This is a genomic window from Tateyamaria sp. Alg231-49, from assembly GCF_900143535.1.
GTDB lineage: Bacteria > Pseudomonadota > Alphaproteobacteria > Rhodobacterales > Rhodobacteraceae > Tateyamaria.
This window is the reverse complement of record NZ_FRFA01000008.1, coordinates 187,924-204,116: the sequence shown is the minus strand read 5'-3', so window position 1 is coordinate 204,116 and position 16,193 is coordinate 187,924. Positions and strand designations below refer to the sequence as shown.

General features: G+C 56.7%; 22 protein-coding genes. 15 read left to right on the top strand and 7 right to left on the bottom strand.

Annotated elements, in window-relative coordinates; all coding sequences use genetic code 11:
* Position 1 precedes the first annotated feature (1 nt).
* Positions 2 to 289: a DUF1330 domain-containing protein gene (locus DHN60_RS14470; protein ID WP_108838026.1), complete on the top strand. Its 288-nt coding sequence runs from the start codon at positions 2 to 4 to the stop codon at positions 287 to 289.
* 60 nt (positions 290 to 349) lie between these two features.
* Here DHN60_RS14470 and typA read toward each other — a convergent pair whose 3' ends face one another.
* The 3 genes from typA to DHN60_RS14455 form a co-directional block, all read right to left on the bottom strand.
* Positions 350 to 2,167, bottom strand: a complete 1,818-nt coding sequence (gene typA / locus DHN60_RS14465; RefSeq protein ID WP_108838025.1) for a translational GTPase TypA — start codon at positions 2,165 to 2,167, stop codon at positions 350 to 352.
* A 107-nt stretch (positions 2,168 to 2,274) separates the two neighbouring features.
* Positions 2,275 to 2,610 (bottom strand): SMR family transporter, encoded by a 336-nt coding sequence (locus DHN60_RS14460; protein WP_108838024.1) that lies wholly within the window; start codon positions 2,608 to 2,610, stop codon positions 2,275 to 2,277.
* A gap of 12 nt (positions 2,611 to 2,622) precedes the next feature.
* The gene (locus tag DHN60_RS14455) at positions 2,623 to 3,081 is read right to left on the bottom strand and encodes an Lrp/AsnC family transcriptional regulator (protein ID WP_108838023.1); all 459 of its coding nucleotides are present in this window, start codon (positions 3,079 to 3,081) and stop codon (positions 2,623 to 2,625) included.
* Positions 3,082 to 3,218: 137 nt separating this feature from the next.
* Between DHN60_RS14455 and DHN60_RS14450 the strand changes: the two genes are divergently transcribed.
* Positions 3,219 to 3,422 (top strand): DUF6356 family protein, encoded by a 204-nt coding sequence (locus DHN60_RS14450; RefSeq protein WP_108838022.1) that lies wholly within the window; start codon positions 3,219 to 3,221, stop codon positions 3,420 to 3,422.
* On the opposite strand, the gene DHN60_RS14445 is transcribed toward DHN60_RS14450, so the two are convergent.
* From DHN60_RS14445 to DHN60_RS14430, 4 genes are all read right to left on the bottom strand, one after another.
* The gene (locus DHN60_RS14445; protein ID WP_108838065.1) at positions 3,419 to 4,033 is read right to left on the bottom strand and encodes a YitT family protein; all 615 of its coding nucleotides are present in this window, start codon (positions 4,031 to 4,033) and stop codon (positions 3,419 to 3,421) included. The two genes, DHN60_RS14450 and DHN60_RS14445, sit on opposite strands and share 4 nt — an antisense overlap.
* Positions 4,034 to 4,162: 129 nt before the next feature.
* Positions 4,163 to 5,377, bottom strand: a complete 1,215-nt coding sequence (locus DHN60_RS14440; RefSeq protein ID WP_108838064.1) for an NADP-dependent isocitrate dehydrogenase — start codon at positions 5,375 to 5,377, stop codon at positions 4,163 to 4,165.
* Between the two features lie 298 nt (positions 5,378 to 5,675).
* On the bottom strand, positions 5,676 to 5,915 hold the full coding sequence (locus DHN60_RS14435) for a hypothetical protein (RefSeq protein ID WP_108838021.1): 240 nt from the start codon (positions 5,913 to 5,915) through the stop codon (positions 5,676 to 5,678).
* The gene (locus DHN60_RS14430; RefSeq protein ID WP_108838020.1) at positions 5,915 to 6,568 is read right to left on the bottom strand and encodes an alpha/beta hydrolase; all 654 of its coding nucleotides are present in this window, start codon (positions 6,566 to 6,568) and stop codon (positions 5,915 to 5,917) included. Before DHN60_RS14430 ends, DHN60_RS14435 begins: the two co-directional genes overlap by 1 nt.
* 160 nt (positions 6,569 to 6,728) lie before the next feature.
* Between DHN60_RS14430 and DHN60_RS14425 the strand changes: the two genes are divergently transcribed.
* The 13 genes from DHN60_RS14425 to DHN60_RS14365 all read left to right on the top strand — a co-directional run bounded on the left by DHN60_RS14425 (position 6,729) and on the right by DHN60_RS14365 (position 16,186).
* Positions 6,729 to 7,190, top strand: coding sequence for an Rrf2 family transcriptional regulator (locus DHN60_RS14425; RefSeq protein WP_108838019.1), 462 nt, complete (start codon positions 6,729 to 6,731; stop codon positions 7,188 to 7,190).
* 63 nt (positions 7,191 to 7,253) lie between these two features.
* Entirely contained in the window at positions 7,254 to 8,426 is a 1,173-nt protein-coding gene (locus DHN60_RS14420; protein WP_108838063.1) for a cysteine desulfurase family protein, read from the top strand.
* Positions 8,427 to 8,455: 29 nt separating this feature from the next.
* On the top strand, positions 8,456 to 9,982 hold the full coding sequence (sufB, locus tag DHN60_RS14415) for a Fe-S cluster assembly protein SufB (RefSeq protein WP_108838062.1): 1,527 nt from the start codon (positions 8,456 to 8,458) through the stop codon (positions 9,980 to 9,982).
* 3 nt (positions 9,983 to 9,985) lie between these two features.
* Entirely contained in the window at positions 9,986 to 10,318 is a 333-nt protein-coding gene (locus DHN60_RS14410; protein ID WP_108838018.1) for a hypothetical protein, read from the top strand.
* 8 nt (positions 10,319 to 10,326) lie between these two features.
* Positions 10,327 to 10,593, top strand: a complete 267-nt coding sequence (locus tag DHN60_RS14405) for a hypothetical protein (protein WP_159089228.1) — start codon at positions 10,327 to 10,329, stop codon at positions 10,591 to 10,593.
* On the top strand, positions 10,590 to 10,793 hold the full coding sequence (locus tag DHN60_RS14400; protein WP_108838016.1) for a hypothetical protein: 204 nt from the start codon (positions 10,590 to 10,592) through the stop codon (positions 10,791 to 10,793). Before DHN60_RS14405 ends, DHN60_RS14400 begins: the two co-directional genes overlap by 4 nt.
* Positions 10,790 to 11,104 carry a heavy metal-binding domain-containing protein gene (locus tag DHN60_RS14395; RefSeq protein ID WP_108838015.1) on the top strand — a complete coding sequence of 105 codons (315 nt, stop codon included), beginning with the start codon at positions 10,790 to 10,792 and terminating at the stop codon, positions 11,102 to 11,104. The genes DHN60_RS14400 and DHN60_RS14395 overlap by 4 nt, the downstream gene beginning before the upstream one ends.
* A 156-nt stretch (positions 11,105 to 11,260) precedes the next feature.
* Positions 11,261 to 11,767: a hypothetical protein gene (locus DHN60_RS14390; RefSeq protein ID WP_108838014.1), complete on the top strand. Its 507-nt coding sequence runs from the start codon at positions 11,261 to 11,263 to the stop codon at positions 11,765 to 11,767.
* A 67-nt stretch (positions 11,768 to 11,834) separates the two neighbouring features.
* Entirely contained in the window at positions 11,835 to 12,590 is a 756-nt protein-coding gene (gene sufC / locus DHN60_RS14385) for a Fe-S cluster assembly ATPase SufC (RefSeq protein WP_108838013.1), read from the top strand.
* Positions 12,590 to 13,867, top strand: a complete 1,278-nt coding sequence (gene sufD / locus DHN60_RS14380; RefSeq protein WP_108838012.1) for a Fe-S cluster assembly protein SufD — start codon at positions 12,590 to 12,592, stop codon at positions 13,865 to 13,867. The genes sufC and sufD overlap by 1 nt, the downstream gene beginning before the upstream one ends.
* A 6-nt stretch (positions 13,868 to 13,873) precedes the next feature.
* Positions 13,874 to 14,371: a YIP1 family protein gene (locus tag DHN60_RS14375; RefSeq protein WP_108838011.1), complete on the top strand. Its 498-nt coding sequence runs from the start codon at positions 13,874 to 13,876 to the stop codon at positions 14,369 to 14,371.
* The gene (locus tag DHN60_RS14370; RefSeq protein ID WP_108838010.1) at positions 14,368 to 14,973 is read left to right on the top strand and encodes a Yip1 family protein; all 606 of its coding nucleotides are present in this window, start codon (positions 14,368 to 14,370) and stop codon (positions 14,971 to 14,973) included. The genes DHN60_RS14375 and DHN60_RS14370 overlap by 4 nt, the downstream gene beginning before the upstream one ends.
* Positions 14,966 to 16,186: a cysteine desulfurase gene (locus tag DHN60_RS14365; protein WP_108838009.1), complete on the top strand. Its 1,221-nt coding sequence runs from the start codon at positions 14,966 to 14,968 to the stop codon at positions 16,184 to 16,186. Before DHN60_RS14370 ends, DHN60_RS14365 begins: the two co-directional genes overlap by 8 nt.
* Positions 16,187 to 16,193: the final 7 nt, after the last annotated feature.

The window sequence follows — 16,193 nt, the reverse complement described above, 5'->3', positions numbered from 1 at the left end:
CATGCCAGCACTTTGGATTGCACACGTCACGGTCACTGACGAAGAAGCCTACAAAAAATACGCGGCCGGCGCCGGTGTTGCCATCGCCGAACATGGCGGGACGTTCATTGCGCGCGGTGGGCGTTATGTGCAGCTGGAAGGCAAGGATCGACCCCGCAATGTTGTCGCCAAGTTTCCAGACGTAGAAACGGCGGAAAAATGCTATTATTCAGAGGCTTATCAAGCGGCGCTCGCGTATGCACGCGGCGCATCTGAGCGCGAGCTTCTGATCGTCGAAACGTCTGAGTAAGCGACCAATGCCTTTGGCCAAGAGTATTGCAGGGTCTGGGGCAGAGCCCCAGTCCTGTGTCTAGCCCGCTCGTGCCATACGCTTGCGTTCGTGCGGGTCCAGAAACCGCTTGCGCAGCCGGATCGCATTTGGTGTGACCTCAACCAATTCGTCATCGTCAATGTAGGCAATCGCCTCTTCCAGAGACATAGTAATCGGCGTTGTCAGACGCACTGCTTCGTCCGTGCCCGAAGCGCGCACGTTTGTGAGCTTTTTGCCTTTCAGCGGGTTTACCTCAAGGTCATTCTCGCGGCTGTGTTCACCAATGATCATGCCTGTGTAGACGTCAGCTTGCGCACCGATAAACATGCGCCCGCGCTCTTCGAGGTTCCAAAGGGCAAAGGCGACCGACTGGCCGTTTTCCATTGAGATCAGAACACCTGCGCGCCGCCCGGGGATCGGACCTTTGTGCGGTGCCCATTCGTGAAACACACGGTTCAAAACACCCGTGCCACGCGTGTCCGTCAGGAATTCACCGTGATACCCGATAAGCCCGCGCGATGGCACATGGGCGATGATGCGGGTCTTGCCCGCGCCCGCTGGCTTCATCTCGACCAGATTGCCGCGCCGTACACCGGTCAATTTTTCGATCACCGCGCCAGAGTATTCGTCATCTACGTCGATGGTCGCCTCTTCGATGGGCTCATGGCGCACACCGTCGATCTCTTGAAACAGAACCTGAGGGCGCGAGATGGACAGCTCAAACCCCTCACGGCGCATGTTTTCGATCAAAACACCCATTTGAAGTTCGCCGCGACCGGCCACTTCAAAGGCGTCTCCACCGGGTGTGTCCGAGATTTTGATGGCGACGTTTGATTCCGCCTCTTTCATCAACCGCTCTCGGATCACGCGGGACTGCACTTTTTTGCCGTCCCGGCCTGCAAGGGGGGAGTCATTGATGCCGAAGGTCACCGTGATGGTGGGGGGATCAATGGGTTGCGATGGCAGGGCCTCGGATACAGAGGTGGCAACAATCGAGTCCGCCACTGTCGCTTTCGACATGCCAGCCAGCGATACGATGTCGCCCGCTTCGGCAATGTCGATGGGCTGTTGGCCCAGACCGCGGAAAGCGAGGATTTTTGTGCAGCGGAAATTTTCAATCAGCGAACCATCGCGCGCCAGCGCTTTGACAGTTTCGCCCGCTTTCAACGTTCCTGATTCAACGCGGCCGGTAAGGATGCGTCCGATAAACGGGTCCGAACCCAATGTTGTTGCCAGCATACGGAACGGTTCATCCCGCGCCTCGATCTGGGCGGGTGCGGGGACGTGGCTGACAACAAGGTCAAACAGTGCGGAAAGGTCTTTGCGTGGCCCATCCAGCTCCAAGTCCGCCCAGCCACTGCGGCCAGATGCATACATATGCGGAAAGTCGAGCTGATCGTCATTGGCGCCGAGATTGGCAAAAAGGTCAAAACATTCGTCCAGCGCCCGGTCGGGCTCGGCGTCCGGCTTGTCCACCTTGTTTAGTACCACGATCGGGCGCAGCCCCAGCGCCAGCGCCTTTGAGGTTACGAATTTCGTCTGTGGCATTGGACCTTCTGCGGCATCGACGAGCAGCACAACACCGTCGACCATAGACAGGATCCGCTCGACCTCACCGCCGAAATCCGCGTGGCCGGGTGTGTCCACAATATTGATGCGGTGGCCTTGCCATTCCACGGATGTCGCCTTGGCCAGAATGGTGATCCCGCGCTCGCGTTCCAGATCGTTACTGTCCATGGCCCGTTCTGTAGTGGCTTGGTTCTCACGGTAGGTGCCGGATTGCTTCAGCAATTCGTCCACGAGCGTGGTCTTGCCGTGGTCAACGTGGGCGATGATGGCGATGTTGCGCAGATCCATGGGCGGGCCTCTTTCAAGCGGAAAAGCCCCGGGTTCGGGGCTGTTGTGGGCGCCATATAGTGCCGCGTTGCAGAAAGAAAGGTCTGTTATGCGTGCCCGTTGCGTCGCTAGTGTGATGCGCTGCCGGAGAACAGCTGGATCACCACGATACCGCCGATGATCATCCCCAGCCCAAGGATGGCAGCCAGATCCAGCCCTTGCCCAAATACGACCAATCCAATTAAGGAAATCAACACGATGCCCAGGCCGGACCATATCGCGTAGGCAATGCCGACCGGAATGTACTTCAACACAACGCCCAAGAAATAAAACGCGACAGCATACGCAATCACCACAAGGACCGATGGCCAGAACTTGGTAAACTGGTTGCTGGCCTGCAACGCAGTGGTGCCGATGGTTTCCGCGGCAACAGCAACGAACAGGTAAATGTAGGTCAATGGCATCAGTGCGTCCTTTCAAAGGGGGAGGGCGGTGCCGTCCTTAATCTCTTCCATGACAAAGCTTGCCGCGACATCTGCGATTGGCACAAGGTGAATAAGTTGCTGGTACAGGGCGTCATAGCCCGCCATATCCCGAACCCGCGCGCGGATCAGGTAATCAAGATCACCCGTCATTCGATAAACGCTGAGGATATTTGGGATCGTGCGCGTTGCCTTTTTGAAATTCGTTTGCCAGTCGGGATCATGACTGTGTGTGCGCACTTGCATGAAAACCATAAGCCCAAGGTCTGCCGCCTCTGGATCAACCAACGCAACCCGTCCGGTGATGACGCCGTTTTCTTCGAGTGCTCTGATGCGCCGCCAGCAGGCGTTGCGGCTAAGGCCTATCGAGTCGCCCAAAGCCTCTAGGGATTGAGTCGCATCCTGTTGCAGTTCTTTCAGGATTCGCGCGTCTGTTTGGTCAAAATTCTCCATTTTTCAAGAATAGTCGGGATATTATCCACAAACAAGGCGCGAATTTATCCAAAATTGGGAACTGTTCCACGCACTATCAGGCGATTTTGACACAACACCACTCGCGACCCTTCACTACCACTCACGGAGCACTCAAAATGATCGAACGCGTCTTTCTCAACCATCCTCGTCAGGTCGACGAAACCTATGCTGAACATGCCGTTTTTGCCTCTGGTTTTGCATTTCGGTTGTTTCTGGCGGGCGGTGCGGCCTTGGTCCACGCAATCATCCCTTGCATGTTCGAGAAAACGGCCAGCCGGATGATCGCGGATATGTACGCACGAACCTCCAACCGGGGCTAAGTCGCGATGTAGCGGTCGCGGCGGTGATTGAACGCAATTATCAGGTTCAGCACCACCGCCCCCAGCAGTGACCACCCCACAATGCTGAGCGGGAACAAAAAGGCCGCCACCAAAAATATGACCGCGTCCGAGATCAATTGCACATACCCAGCCTTGAACCCGTAGCGGTCCTGGATCAACAGAGCCACGACGCCCAGTCCGCCCAACGACCCGTTGTGACGGAACATGGCAAGCAATCCGAACCCGACAGTTGCGCCAAAGATCACAGCGCCAAGTGCCGGGTTGATCGTTTGAATGGCAAAGCCAAGCGGCAAGATATCTGTGAACACCGACAGAAGTGTAACGGAGATCAACGACTTGAGTGTGAACTCTAGGCCGAGACGTCGGTAAGCCAGTGCATAGAACGGCAGGTTCACAACAAAAAACACAGCGCCAAACGACCAGCCCGACAGGTAGCTAATAATTACGGCGATCCCCGCCGTCTGCCCCGTGATCAGCCCCACATGGGTCAGCACATGCATGCCCAAAGCGCACAAGAAAACGCCCAAACCAAGACCCTGAACATCGTCCAGCCTTGAGTGCGAGATTTTTGTTTCGTCAGCGCTGATCATGTGCCGCTCGTAGGATGGGCGTGCGCGCAACACCAGCACGCGCAGGACCCAATTGCCGCAGATTTGCGTATGTGCACAGAAAAAGGGCGCAGTTGCCCGCGCCCTCGTCAGTTCAAAAGTAAGAACGGATCAGCCAGCAAGAGCCTTGTTCAGATTTTCGTCAATCTTTTCAAGGAACCCCATGGTCGTCAGCCATCTTTGATTTGGTCCGACCAACAGCGCGAGGTCTTTGGTCATGTCGCCATTCTCAACAGTCTGGATGATGACCTTTTCCAATGTGTCGGCAAAGTTCATCAGCGGCGCGTTGTCGTCCAGTTTGGCGCGGTGTTTCAGCCCGCCGGTCCATGCATAAATAGAGGCAATTGAGTTGGTCGAGGTCTGCTCACCCGCTTGGTGCTGTCGGTAGTGGCGGGTCACCGTGCCGTGCGCGGCCTCGGCCTCCACGATCTTGCCATCGGGGGTCATCAGCTGGCTGGCCATCATACCAAGCGAGCCGAACCCCTGTGCTACGGTGTCGGATTGCACGTCGCCGTCATAGTTCTTGCAGGCCCAGACAAAACCGCCATTCCATTTCATCGCGCAGGCCACCATGTCGTCGATCAGACGGTGCTGGTATTCGATCCCCTTGGCGTCAAAAGCCTCTTTGAACTCGGTGTCAAACACTTCTTGGAACAGCTCAAGAAAGCGTCCATCGTATTGTTTCAGAATGGTATTCTTGGTGGACAGGTAGACCGGCCAGCCGATGTTGAGACCATAGTTGAACGATGCACGCGCAAAGTCGCGGATTGAGGCATCAAGGTTGTACATTCCCATAAACACACCCGAGGACGGCGCATCAAACACTTCGCGCTCATCTACTGTGCCGTCTTCGCCGACGAACTTCATCGTCAGCTTGCCGGGGCCGGGGAACTTCATATCGGTGGCTTTGTACTGATCCCCAAAGGCGTGGCGGCCAATCACGATCGGCTTTGTCCAGCCGGGCACAAGACGGGGTACGTTCTTGCAGATGATGGGCTGGCGGAACACGACCCCACCAAGGATGTTGCGGATCGTACCATTGGGGGAACGCCACATTTGCTTGAGGCCGAATTCTTCGACACGCGCCTCGTCCGGGGTGATCGTGGCGCATTTGACGGCCACGCCGACCTCTTTGGTCTTTTCTGCGGCGTCGATGGTGATCTGGTCATTGGTGTCGTCGCGCGCCTGCATGCCGAGGTCGTAGTAAAGCAGATCGATGTCCAGATAGGGCAGGATCAATTTTTGCTTGATAAAGTCCCACATGATCCGGGTCATCTCGTCCCCATCCATCTCGACAATGGGGTTTTCGACTTTGATCTTGGTCATCGGGCTGTCCTTCTTGAGGCTGACGTTCTTTATTTCGACTAGCGGGTCCGCTGGCTTTTGAAAAGCTGTATGCGGTGGAATGCAGGGTTTTGAAGAACCAGTTAGAACCGCTTTGATGTAAAACGTGGCAAGATGACGGGGCGTGGCAAGGGCAAGCTGAGTGTCGCACGCATCACGGCGCTGTGCCGCGTCTGCCATGATCACACAGCGGATATTCTGAATGCGTGCGCTCGTCGTATTTCAATCGACGGGTCGACGGATCAGGCAAAAACGCGGTCACAGTGCATTTTCAAGGGCGTTATTCGCTGGCTTTCGCTGTCTCATGCGCCTTGAGCTTCTGGGTAAGGAATTTTCGCCCAGCGTCGTTCGCCATCCGCGTGCGAACCGCGGTCAAAAACGCCTCTTCGAGCGTTTGTGAGGACGCGCCGAGGACATCGCCAACCGCCATGAACAGCCGGTCATCACCGACCTCGTTCTGTACCGCAAGACATTCCTCGGCAAGTTTGTTTGCCATTTCGAGGACAACCGGATCGGCCATCAGCGCGTGGTTTCTGTCAGGCGCCGTTTCACATAGTCGGTCGTGTGACCGATCAGCGTATCCATGTGTGGCTGCTCAAAGAAGTGACCGGCACCCTCAACTTCTGTGTGGGTGATCGTAATCCCTTTTTGCTCGTGCAACTTGTTGACCAAACCGACAGTGTCTGCCGGAGGGGCCACACGGTCGGCTGTGCCGTTGATGATCAGGCCAGAAGACGGGCAGGGCGCGAGGAACGAGAAATCGTACATGTTGGCGGGCGGCGAGACACTGATGAACCCCGTGATCTCAGGGCGACGCATCAAAAGCTGCATCCCGATCCACGCGCCAAAGCTGAAGCCGGCGACCCAGCAGTGCTTGGAATTGTTGTTCATGGATTGCAGGTAATCCAGCGCAGATGCAGCGTCGGAAAGTTCCCCGATCCCCTGATCATACTCACCTTGGCTGCGTCCTACGCCGCGGAAATTGAACCGCAACACTGTGAACCCCATGTTGAAGAACGCGTAGTGTAGGGCGTGCACCACCTTGTGGTTCATCGTGCCGCCAAATTGCGGATGTGGATGCAGCACAATAGCAATTGGTGCATCACGTTCTTTTTGGGGGTGATAGCGGCCTTCGAGGCGGCCTTCGGGTCCGGGAAAAATGACCTCGGGCATAACTGTGTCTGTCCTCGTGCGTCTTTTGGTGATCCGAATTCTTGACGAATTTAATCGGGCACCTTAGAACGGTTCTAATTTCATGGGCAGGATCACGGTCCTGCGGTGAAAAAGCATGTATGGCTTCCGGGCCGAGACGTCAATTGGGAGCGTTTGCCTAATGAAACTGTCGACCAAAGGGCGCTATGCGATGGTGGCGCTAAGTGACATTGCCATGCAGCCCAGCGACCAGCTTGTCAGCCTTGGTGATATCTCCGCCCGTCAGGATATTTCGCTGCCCTATCTCGAGCAGTTGTTTGTCAAATTGCGCCGCGCCGAGCTGGTCGCGTCGGTTCGTGGTCCGGGGGGCGGATACCGCCTGACCCGTTCGGCGTCTGACATCCGGGTTGCCGACATTTTCGCGGCCGTCGACGAAAAGGTTGATGCGATGCACAAAGGGGCAGGGGCCTCTGGTGCGACGTCCGGATCGAAGGCCCAGTCACTCACCAATCGGTTGTGGGAGGGTTTGTCGGCGCATGTCTACGTGTTCCTGCACCAAACCCGCCTGTCTGATGTGATCGAAAACGAACTCGCGCCGTGTCCGGCAGTGCCCAATTTAATGGCCGTGGTCGATGAAAATTAACGTCCGATGGGGCCCAACCCGGACACCCTTGGTGTTTGCCCGGCAAGATGAAGGATGGATCGGGTGAGCCGGGTCTATCTGGACCATAACGCCACAACCCCTTTGCGGGTTGAGGCACGCGACGCGATGCTGGCGGCGATGGACGTGGTGGGCAATCCCTCGTCTGTGCACGCCGAGGGGCGCGCGGCCAAGATGATGGTGGAGCGCGCGCGTGCGCAAGTTGCCGCCCTTGTGGGGTGTTTGGTAACGCAAGTGGTCTTTACCGGATCCGCGACAGAAGCAGCGGCGCTGGCTGTGGCACAAAAGGACCGGCATGGCGGTGTGTTTGCGGCATTGCCGACTGAACACGATTGCCTGCAGGTCTGGGACGAGTGTGGTTTGCCCTCAATCTACGGCAAGGATGGGGCATTTGCGCCGGAAGGTCTGTCAGCGCTTTCGAACTTTGTGGCATCCTTGTCGGACCGCGAGCCGCGTGATGATCGCGCGTCTGTCGCGCTGGTCGCCATGTCTGCGGCCAACAGCGAAACCGGCGTCATGCCGAACACGATACCAACCAACAACCGCATCGATGCACTTATTCCCGGGGACGCACCTTATTCGGTTGTGTGCGACATCACTCAGATGGCTGGCAAAATGCCTGTGGCCTACGAAGGCGACAAACGCCCGGCCTACATGATCCTGTCGGCGCACAAGTTGGGCGGGCCAAAAGGCGTGGGCGCGTTGATCAACTTTACCCGGGACGATCCAGAGGCGATGTTGCGCGGCGGCGGACAAGAAATGGGTCGCCGTTCGGGGACGGAGAACGTCATCGGCATTGCAGGTTTCGGGGCCGCAGCAGAGGCTGCGCAAGCTGACGTTGAGGCAGGAAAGTGGGATCGCGTCGAGAAACTTAGAAATATTCTAGAAAGTGCTCTTGAGGCTTCCTCAAATACGACTATTTTTATCGGGAAAGATGGACGTCGTTTGCCGAACACCTCCTGCTTTGCCACGCCCGGATGGAAAGGCGAGACACAGGTGATGCAGATGGACCTTGCTGGCTTTGCGATTTCGGCTGGGTCGGCCTGTTCTTCGGGCAAGGTCAAAGTCAGCCGGGTACTGACGGCGATGGGTTTGGGGGATGTGGCTGGCGAGGCGGTGCGCGTCTCCCTTGGGCTTGAGACAACAGAAGAAGACGTGATGCGCTTTGCCGAGGCTTGGGCGCAAAAGTTGAAGAAACACGAGGCACGGGCGGCTTAAGGGCTGTTTTGCGAAAGGAAATGTCTGATATGGGCAATGTTGTAGAAGATGTCGTGGTCAAGGAAGGCGTCGATCAGGAGACGGTCGATGCAGTTCGCGAAGTGGGCGGCGCTTACAAATATGGCTGGGCCACAGACATCGAGATGGAATACGCCCCCAAGGGCCTTTCCCCCGATATCGTCAAACTGATTTCCGAAAAGAATGAAGAACCCGAATGGATGCTGGAATGGCGTCTGGCGGCCTATGAGCGCTGGCTGCAAAAGGAAGAGCCCACGTGGGCCATGGTCGACTATCCTGAAATCGATTTTCAGGATCAGTATTACTATGCCCGCCCCAAGTCGATGGAAGTGAAGCCCAAGTCGCTGGACGAGGTTGATCCCAAGCTTTTGGAAACATACGCTAAACTTGGCATTCCGCTAAAGGAACAGATGATCCTTGCCGGTGTCGAGGGAGCCGAAGACCTGACGGATGCGCCACGCAAAGTAGCTGTGGATGCAGTTTTTGATTCCGTATCAGTCGGTACGACCTTTCAGGCAGAGTTGAAAAAGGCTGGCGTCATTTTCTGCTCCATTTCCGAGGCGATCAAGGATCACCCTGAACTGGTCAAAAAGTATCTCGGGTCGGTCGTGCCTGTCTCAGACAACTATTATGCAACGCTGAATTCGGCTGTCTTTTCGGATGGGTCTTTCGTTTATGTACCGCCCGGCGTGCGCTGCCCGATGGAACTATCGACCTATTTCCGCATCAACGCGGAAAACACAGGCCAGTTCGAACGCACATTGATCATTGCCGACAAAGGCAGCTACGTTAGCTACCTTGAAGGGTGCACAGCGCCTCAGCGTGACATCGCACAACTGCACGCCGCTGTGGTCGAAATCATCATCGAAGAAGATGCCGAGGTGAAATATTCCACCGTTCAGAACTGGTATCCCGGCGATGAAAACGGCAAAGGCGGCATCTATAATTTTGTCACCAAACGCGCCGATTGCCGGGGCGACCGGGCCAAGGTGATGTGGACCCAGGTGGAAACCGGGTCAGCGGTGACGTGGAAATATCCGTCTTGCATCCTGCGCGGCAACGATACTCAGGGCGAGTTTTACTCGATCGCAATCGCCAACAACATGCAGCAGGCCGATACCGGGACCAAGATGATCCATCTGGGCAAGAATTCGAAGTCACGGATTGTGTCCAAGGGGATCAGTGCGGGCAAGGCACAGAACACCTATCGTGGCCTTGTTTCGATGCACCCAAAGGCGAAGAATTCGCGCAACTACACGCAGTGTGACAGCCTTCTGATTGGCGATAAATGCGGGGCCCACACGGTGCCGTACATCGAGGTCAAGAACAACTCGTCCCGAGTTGAACACGAGGCGACAACATCCAAGGTCGATGACGATCAGATGTTCTACTGCCGCTCGCGCGGCATGGACGAGGAAGAGGCCGTTGCGCTGGTTGTGAACGGGTTCTGCAAGGACGTGTTGCAGGCCTTGCCGATGGAATTTGCCATGGAAGCCCAACAGCTTGTGGCGATCTCGCTTGAGGGGTCGGTGGGCTAATCCATGGCCGGTCTTGAGGATAACAGCATGGTTGGGCGCACCTATGCGCACCCCAAGGCGGATGCGGCAGCGACGCCTGCAAGCAGTGTGCGACCAAGTGTGTCCGGGCGCATGTTCCTTGCTGTTGTTTGCGGTGGTTTTTTTGGTGCTGTGCTCAGTGTCATCATTGCACCCGGCCTTGCGCTTGCCTTTGTTGTCGGTGGCGCGATGAGCTTTGGGGCCGGGGCTGTTCTGCTTTTTCTGTTGAAGACGGACGAGGGCGAGCCTCAGGGCAACGTTCGCAGCGAAGAAGAAGTCCGCCAGGCCCTTGCAGACACCGAGGCGCGCAAAAAGTGACTCACGCCTTGTTCCCAGACAATGATCCAAGCGAACGGCGCAAGATCAAGAGGCCCATCGTCTCTGACGCCGATGGCACGCGTGAAGGTGGCCTCGTGTTTGTGATCGTGTTCATTGTTGGCTTCATTACAGCAACGGTTGTGCACCCGACCGCGATCACCTCGTTCTGGGTGTGGTTCTTTTTACTGGTCATGTGCGCCGGTGTTGCTGTGGGGGTGCAAAAGAGTATCGCACATTTGTACGGGTTCGAAGAAGACGGGGAGGATGACACATGATCGCGACCCTTGCGCTTCAATCCATTGGTATTCCCGCGGGGACGTTCATTGGCGTTCTGCTTGGCCTTGGCATGCGTCGCCGGTCGGGCAAAACGGACGGTCTGTTGGGCGGCTCACTCTTGCTGACCGCTGCTGTGGCCGCATTGATCGCGTGGGTGGTTGCGATCGTCGTCAACTATTTTATCGGAAGCACGCCATGATCCTCACCACAACCCATTCGATCGAAGGTCAAAAGATCACTGACTATAAAGGCATCGTTGTGGGCGAGGCGATTATGGGCGCCAACATCGTGCGCGATTTTTTTGCCTCAGTCACCGACATTGTCGGTGGGCGTTCGGGTGCCTACGAGTCAAAGCTGAAAGATGCACGCGACGAGGCGATGCGCGAGTTAGAAGAACGTGCGTCGACTTTGGGTGCAAACGCGGTTGTCGGCATTGATCTGGACTACGAGATTGTCGGTGACAGCATGTTGATGGTGTCCGTGTCGGGCACTGCGGTGCTCGTGGTCTGATCATGCGCACTGACTATGTCCCAAAACCGGTGCAAACCGCCGAGATTTACCAAGGATTTTCAGGTATTTGCCCTGTCTTGGACACAAATCAGCCGACATTTGTGCAGAATTTTACGATAACTCGTGGCGTGTTGAACGAGTTTTCCAGGTTTTGTGATGGATCAGACACCGCATCCTTCGGAGTTTCAGTCCCGTCTGGACGCAATCGCCGCAGCCCGTGGCGAGTTGTCCGATCAGGCGCAGGCGATGAAAGAGGCCGCGCGCGCCGAACGGCGCGCCGCACTTATCGACGATTTGATGACACCGCCTATGCTTTTGCTGTGTCTGCTGCTTGGCGCCGGTGCGATGTTTCTGGGACGTCTTGCCCATTTCCTGCATGCGGGCGATCAGCTGGAGTATCAGGCCATCACGATCGAGGCGCTGATCGGGATCGCGGCCCTGTTCGTGATCCGCGTGGCCCTGTTCGTCAACGAACGCAAATACGACGTGGCGCTGGGACTGGGTTTTGTCCTGATGCTGACATGCATGCACAACTTGGTTTGGCTGTGGCCGCGCCTGTTTGCAGCGATTTTTTCCCGCGACTACGTGGTCGCGGTCGAAAATGTGACCGAACCGGGCACAGTGTTTTTATGGGTGGTTTCCATTCCGTTCATGGCGGTCTGACACCACTTTCATCCCCCTTTCAACATTATCAGGACGCAGCAAATGTGCTGCGCCAAAGGAGCTGTTTATGCTGACGATCAAAAACCTGCACGTGAAACTGGAAGAAGAAGACAAACAGATCCTCAAGGGCGTCGACCTGACCGTAGAGGCGGGTAAGGTGCACGCGATCATGGGGCCGAACGGGTCGGGTAAATCCACGCTGTCTTACGTTTTGTCTGGCCGTGAAGGGTATGAAGTGACCGACGGCACGGCACATCTGGGTGATGTGGACCTGCTTGATATGGAACCTGAAGAACGCGCCGCCGCCGGCCTTTTCCTTGCCTTTCAGTACCCGGTTGAAATCCCTGGCGTCGGCAACATGACTTTCCTGCGTACCGCTGTGAACGCCCAGCGTAAAGCGCGCGGTGAGGAAGAAATGAGTGCTGCTGAATTCCTCAAAGTCGTGCGCGCGCGGGCCAAGGAGTTGCAGATCGATGCGGATATGCTGAAGCGCCCCGTCAATGTCGGTTTCTCCGGTGGTGAGAAAAAGCGCAACGAAATCCTGCAAATGGCGATGCTCGAGCCCAAAATGTGCATCTTGGACGAAACGGATTCCGGTCTGGACGTTGATGCAATGAAGTTGGTGGCAACGGGCGTGAATGCACTGCGCGATGCAGGGCGCGGTTTCCTCGTCATCACCCACTACCAGCGTCTGCTTGATCACATCAAACCTGACGTCGTGCACATCATGGCAGATGGCCGTATCGTCAAAACCGGTGGTCCGGAACTGGCGCTTGAGGTTGAAAACAATGGCTATGCAGACATTCTGGCAGAGGTGGCGTAATGGCGGCTCCTGCGACTGAAATGGACCTGACAGAGGCGCGGATTTCTGACCTTACTTTGCCCAAGGGTGGATGGTCAGAAGCGGCGCGCACAGATGCGCTGGCTCGATTGCGGCAGACGGGCTTGCCGCAGCGCCGAGATGAGTACTGGAAGTTCACCCGACCCGACATGCTGACGCAAGCCGGTGCGCAAGCGGCAGTGTTTGAGCATTCCGAGGCCCCGATTTTTGGAGCTATGGACGTTCTGCGCATCGTTTTTGACGATGGGGTGTTCAACCCTGATGTTTCGGACGCACTTGCAATGGAGCATGTCAGCATTGAACGGTTGGCCGATACGGATGCTGATATCCACTGGGCCAAGGGTGTTTACGGTGTGCTCGAAACCGCCGGGCAAACGCCTGTGGCGCGTCCACTTGCTGCGTTGAACACGGCCTTTGCCAGCGACGGCGTACTGATCCACGTTACAGGCAAGGCTCCTAAACCGATCAGCCTTGTCTACAATCACGGCAAAGAAACGTCCGATGCAATCCTGCACCATGTGATCAAGATAGAAGCGGGTGCAGAACTGACCATCCTTGAAAATGGGCCTGCAGCGGCGCGGTTCAACAAGGTGATGGAAGTTGATGTCGCAGATGGCGCGTTCTTCCATCATGTCCGTGCTCAGGGGCGGGATCATGAACGGCTTGCCGCGACCCACATTTTCGCGCGCCTTGGCACTGAATCGACCTTCAAATCCTTCACGCTCACAGTGAATGGGCGGATGACCCGGAATGATTGCGTCATCGAACTGACCGGTGACGATGCCATTGCGCATGTTGCAGGCGCGTGCGTGGGGGATGGCGATTTTCACCACGACGACACAGTCTTTGTCACCCATGACGCGGAACGTTGCGAAAGCCGTCAGGTTTTTAAGAAGGTGTTGCGCAACGGGGCCGTTGGCGTGTTTCAGGGCAAGATTTTGGTCAAAGCTGGTGCTCAGAAAACGGACGGGTATCAGATCAGCCAGTCTTTGCTGCTTGACGAAGATGCCCAATTCCTCGCCAAGCCCGAGCTTGAAATCTATGCAGATGACGTCGTGTGCTCGCATGGTTCAACTTCGGGGGCGATTGATGATGAGGCGCTGTTCTATCTGCGCTCGCGCGGCGTACCTGAGAGCATTGCAACTGATCTGCTGACACTGGCTTTTCTTGCCGAAGCAGTGGAGGAGATCGAGGACGAGGCCCTGCGCGAAGTGGTCGTTGACCGGCTGGAAGGTTGGTTAGAGCGGCATAGGTCATAAGGCAACATGGCGATCACACGCAATATAACCGCAACTTACCGCGGTCCGGGTCGGGTTGTGGCCCGCATCCTTGCCGATCAGGTGCGCGAGGATCGCGTGCTTTATTTCCTGATCACGGCTTGCGTTGTGATCTTTATCGCTCAGGCCCCATATCAATCCCGCGAGGCGCATCTGGATGACACAGTGCCATTTCAGGCGCGCCTCTATTGGTCTGCGTTTTTGTGGATCTTTATCTTTCCGCTGATGATGTACGCACTGGCTGGGTTGGTTTGGCTGGTTAGCCGGGTCATGCCACGCGCACCGTCCGGTTACGAAATCCGCGTGGCGCTGTTTTGGGCGCTGCTGGCCTCTACGCCGATTGTTTTGCTTTTGGGACTGACGGCCGGGTTGGTCGGACCGGGGCCCGCATTGCAGAGCGTCGCGCTCTTGTGGTGTGCTGTGTTTTTGTGGTTCTGGGTTGCAGGCACACTCGCCGCCCGCCAGAGCGAAAGGCACATCACATGATATCCTGGCCTCAGTTGGCGGTAGACACGCTGCGCACCCCCAAAGAGACAGCCGCGCAGATCATGAGTTTGCGCCTTGATCGCGGCACGCTTTACATGGCTTTGTTTGCAGTGGCGGCGGTCAATGCGCTGCTGGCCTCTGCGCCGATTGTGCTCAGCCCCGGTGGAATTGACGCGGCCGCGCGCGCCGCGCTGCCCATTCTCGCGCTGCTGGAACGACCGATCATGTTCTTTGTGATCGTTGCGGGAACGCTTGTTGTCATGATCCAGGCCCTGTTCTGGGCAGGGCGTGCGATGGGCGGCACCGGTGATATGATAGATTTGATGGTGTTGATCATCTGGCTGCAAGCACTGCGGGCAGTGGCGCAGGTTGGAATTCTGGTCGTCGGCTTCATCGCGCCGCTTCTGGCGAGTCTCGTGGCTTTGGGGCTGCAAATCGTGGCGTTCTGGCTGTTTTTGCACTTTGTCAGCGCCGCGATGCGCTTTGACTCTTTGTTTCGGGCCTTTGGCCTGCTTGTGGCCGTCGCGACGGCGTTGTTTCTGGGGATGATGATGCTGTTGACCCTGACAGGCTTTTCCGCAGGAGGATTGGGCAATGTATGATGTTGAAGCTGTACGCGCGGACTTTCCAATCCTGTCGCGGCAGGTGAACGGCAAGCCGTTGGTCTATCTTGATAACGGTGCGTCCGCGCAAAAACCGCAGGTGGTGATTGACGCGATTTCAAAGACCTATTCCGAAGAGTACGCCAACGTCCACCGTGGGCTACATTTCCTGTCGAACCTTGCTACGGACAATTACGAATCCGTGCGGGCAAAGATCGCAGGATTCCTGAATGCTGGCAGCGAAGATGAGATTATCTTTAACTCAGGCACCACCGAAGGCATCAACATGGTGGCCTATGGCTGGGCGATGCCTCGGATGGAGGCGGGCGACGAGATTGTGTTGAGTGTGATGGAACATCACGCCAATATCGTGCCCTGGCATTTCCTGCGTGAGCGGATGGGCGTCGTGCTCAAATGGGTCGATGTGGACAGCACAGGCGCGCTGGACCCCCAAGCGGTGATCGATGCAATTGGGCCCAAAACCAAACTGGTGGCAGTCACCCACATGTCCAACGTGCTTGGGACGAAGGTTGACGTCAAAGCGATCTGTGCAGGCGCGCATGCCAAAGATGTACCGGTGTTGGTAGACGGGTCACAGGCTGCCGTGCACATGCCTGTCGATGTGCAGGACATTGGCGCGGATTTCTATGCGATCACGGGGCACAAACTCTATGGTCCTTCCGGATCAGGTGCCATTTACGTCAAGTCCGAGCGGATGGCCGAAATGCGCCCCTTCATCGGGGGCGGTGACATGATCAAGGAAGTCACCAAGGATGGCATCGTCTACAATGACGGCCCGATGAAGTTCGAAGCAGGCACGCCTGGTATCGTTCAGATGATCGGTCTGGGTGTTGCCATCGACTACATGCTTGGGCACGGGATGGAGGCGATCGCCGCTCACGAAGACATCCTGCGGGATTACACGGTTGAAAGGCTGGCTGGCCTGAACTGGCTGCAAGTGCAAGGCACCACCCCGGACAAAGGCGCTATCTTTTCGTTTACGCTGGACGGGGCAGGACACGCCCACGACATCTCGACTATTCTGGATAAAAAGGGCGTCGCCGTACGCGCGGGCCAACACTGTGTCGGACCCTTGATGGAACACATGGGCTTGAGTGCGACGTGCCGCGCGTCGTTCGGGATGTACAACACAACGGCTGAGGTGGATGCACTGGTGGACGCGTTGGAACTGGCACACGATCTGTTTGCCTGACGGCGCG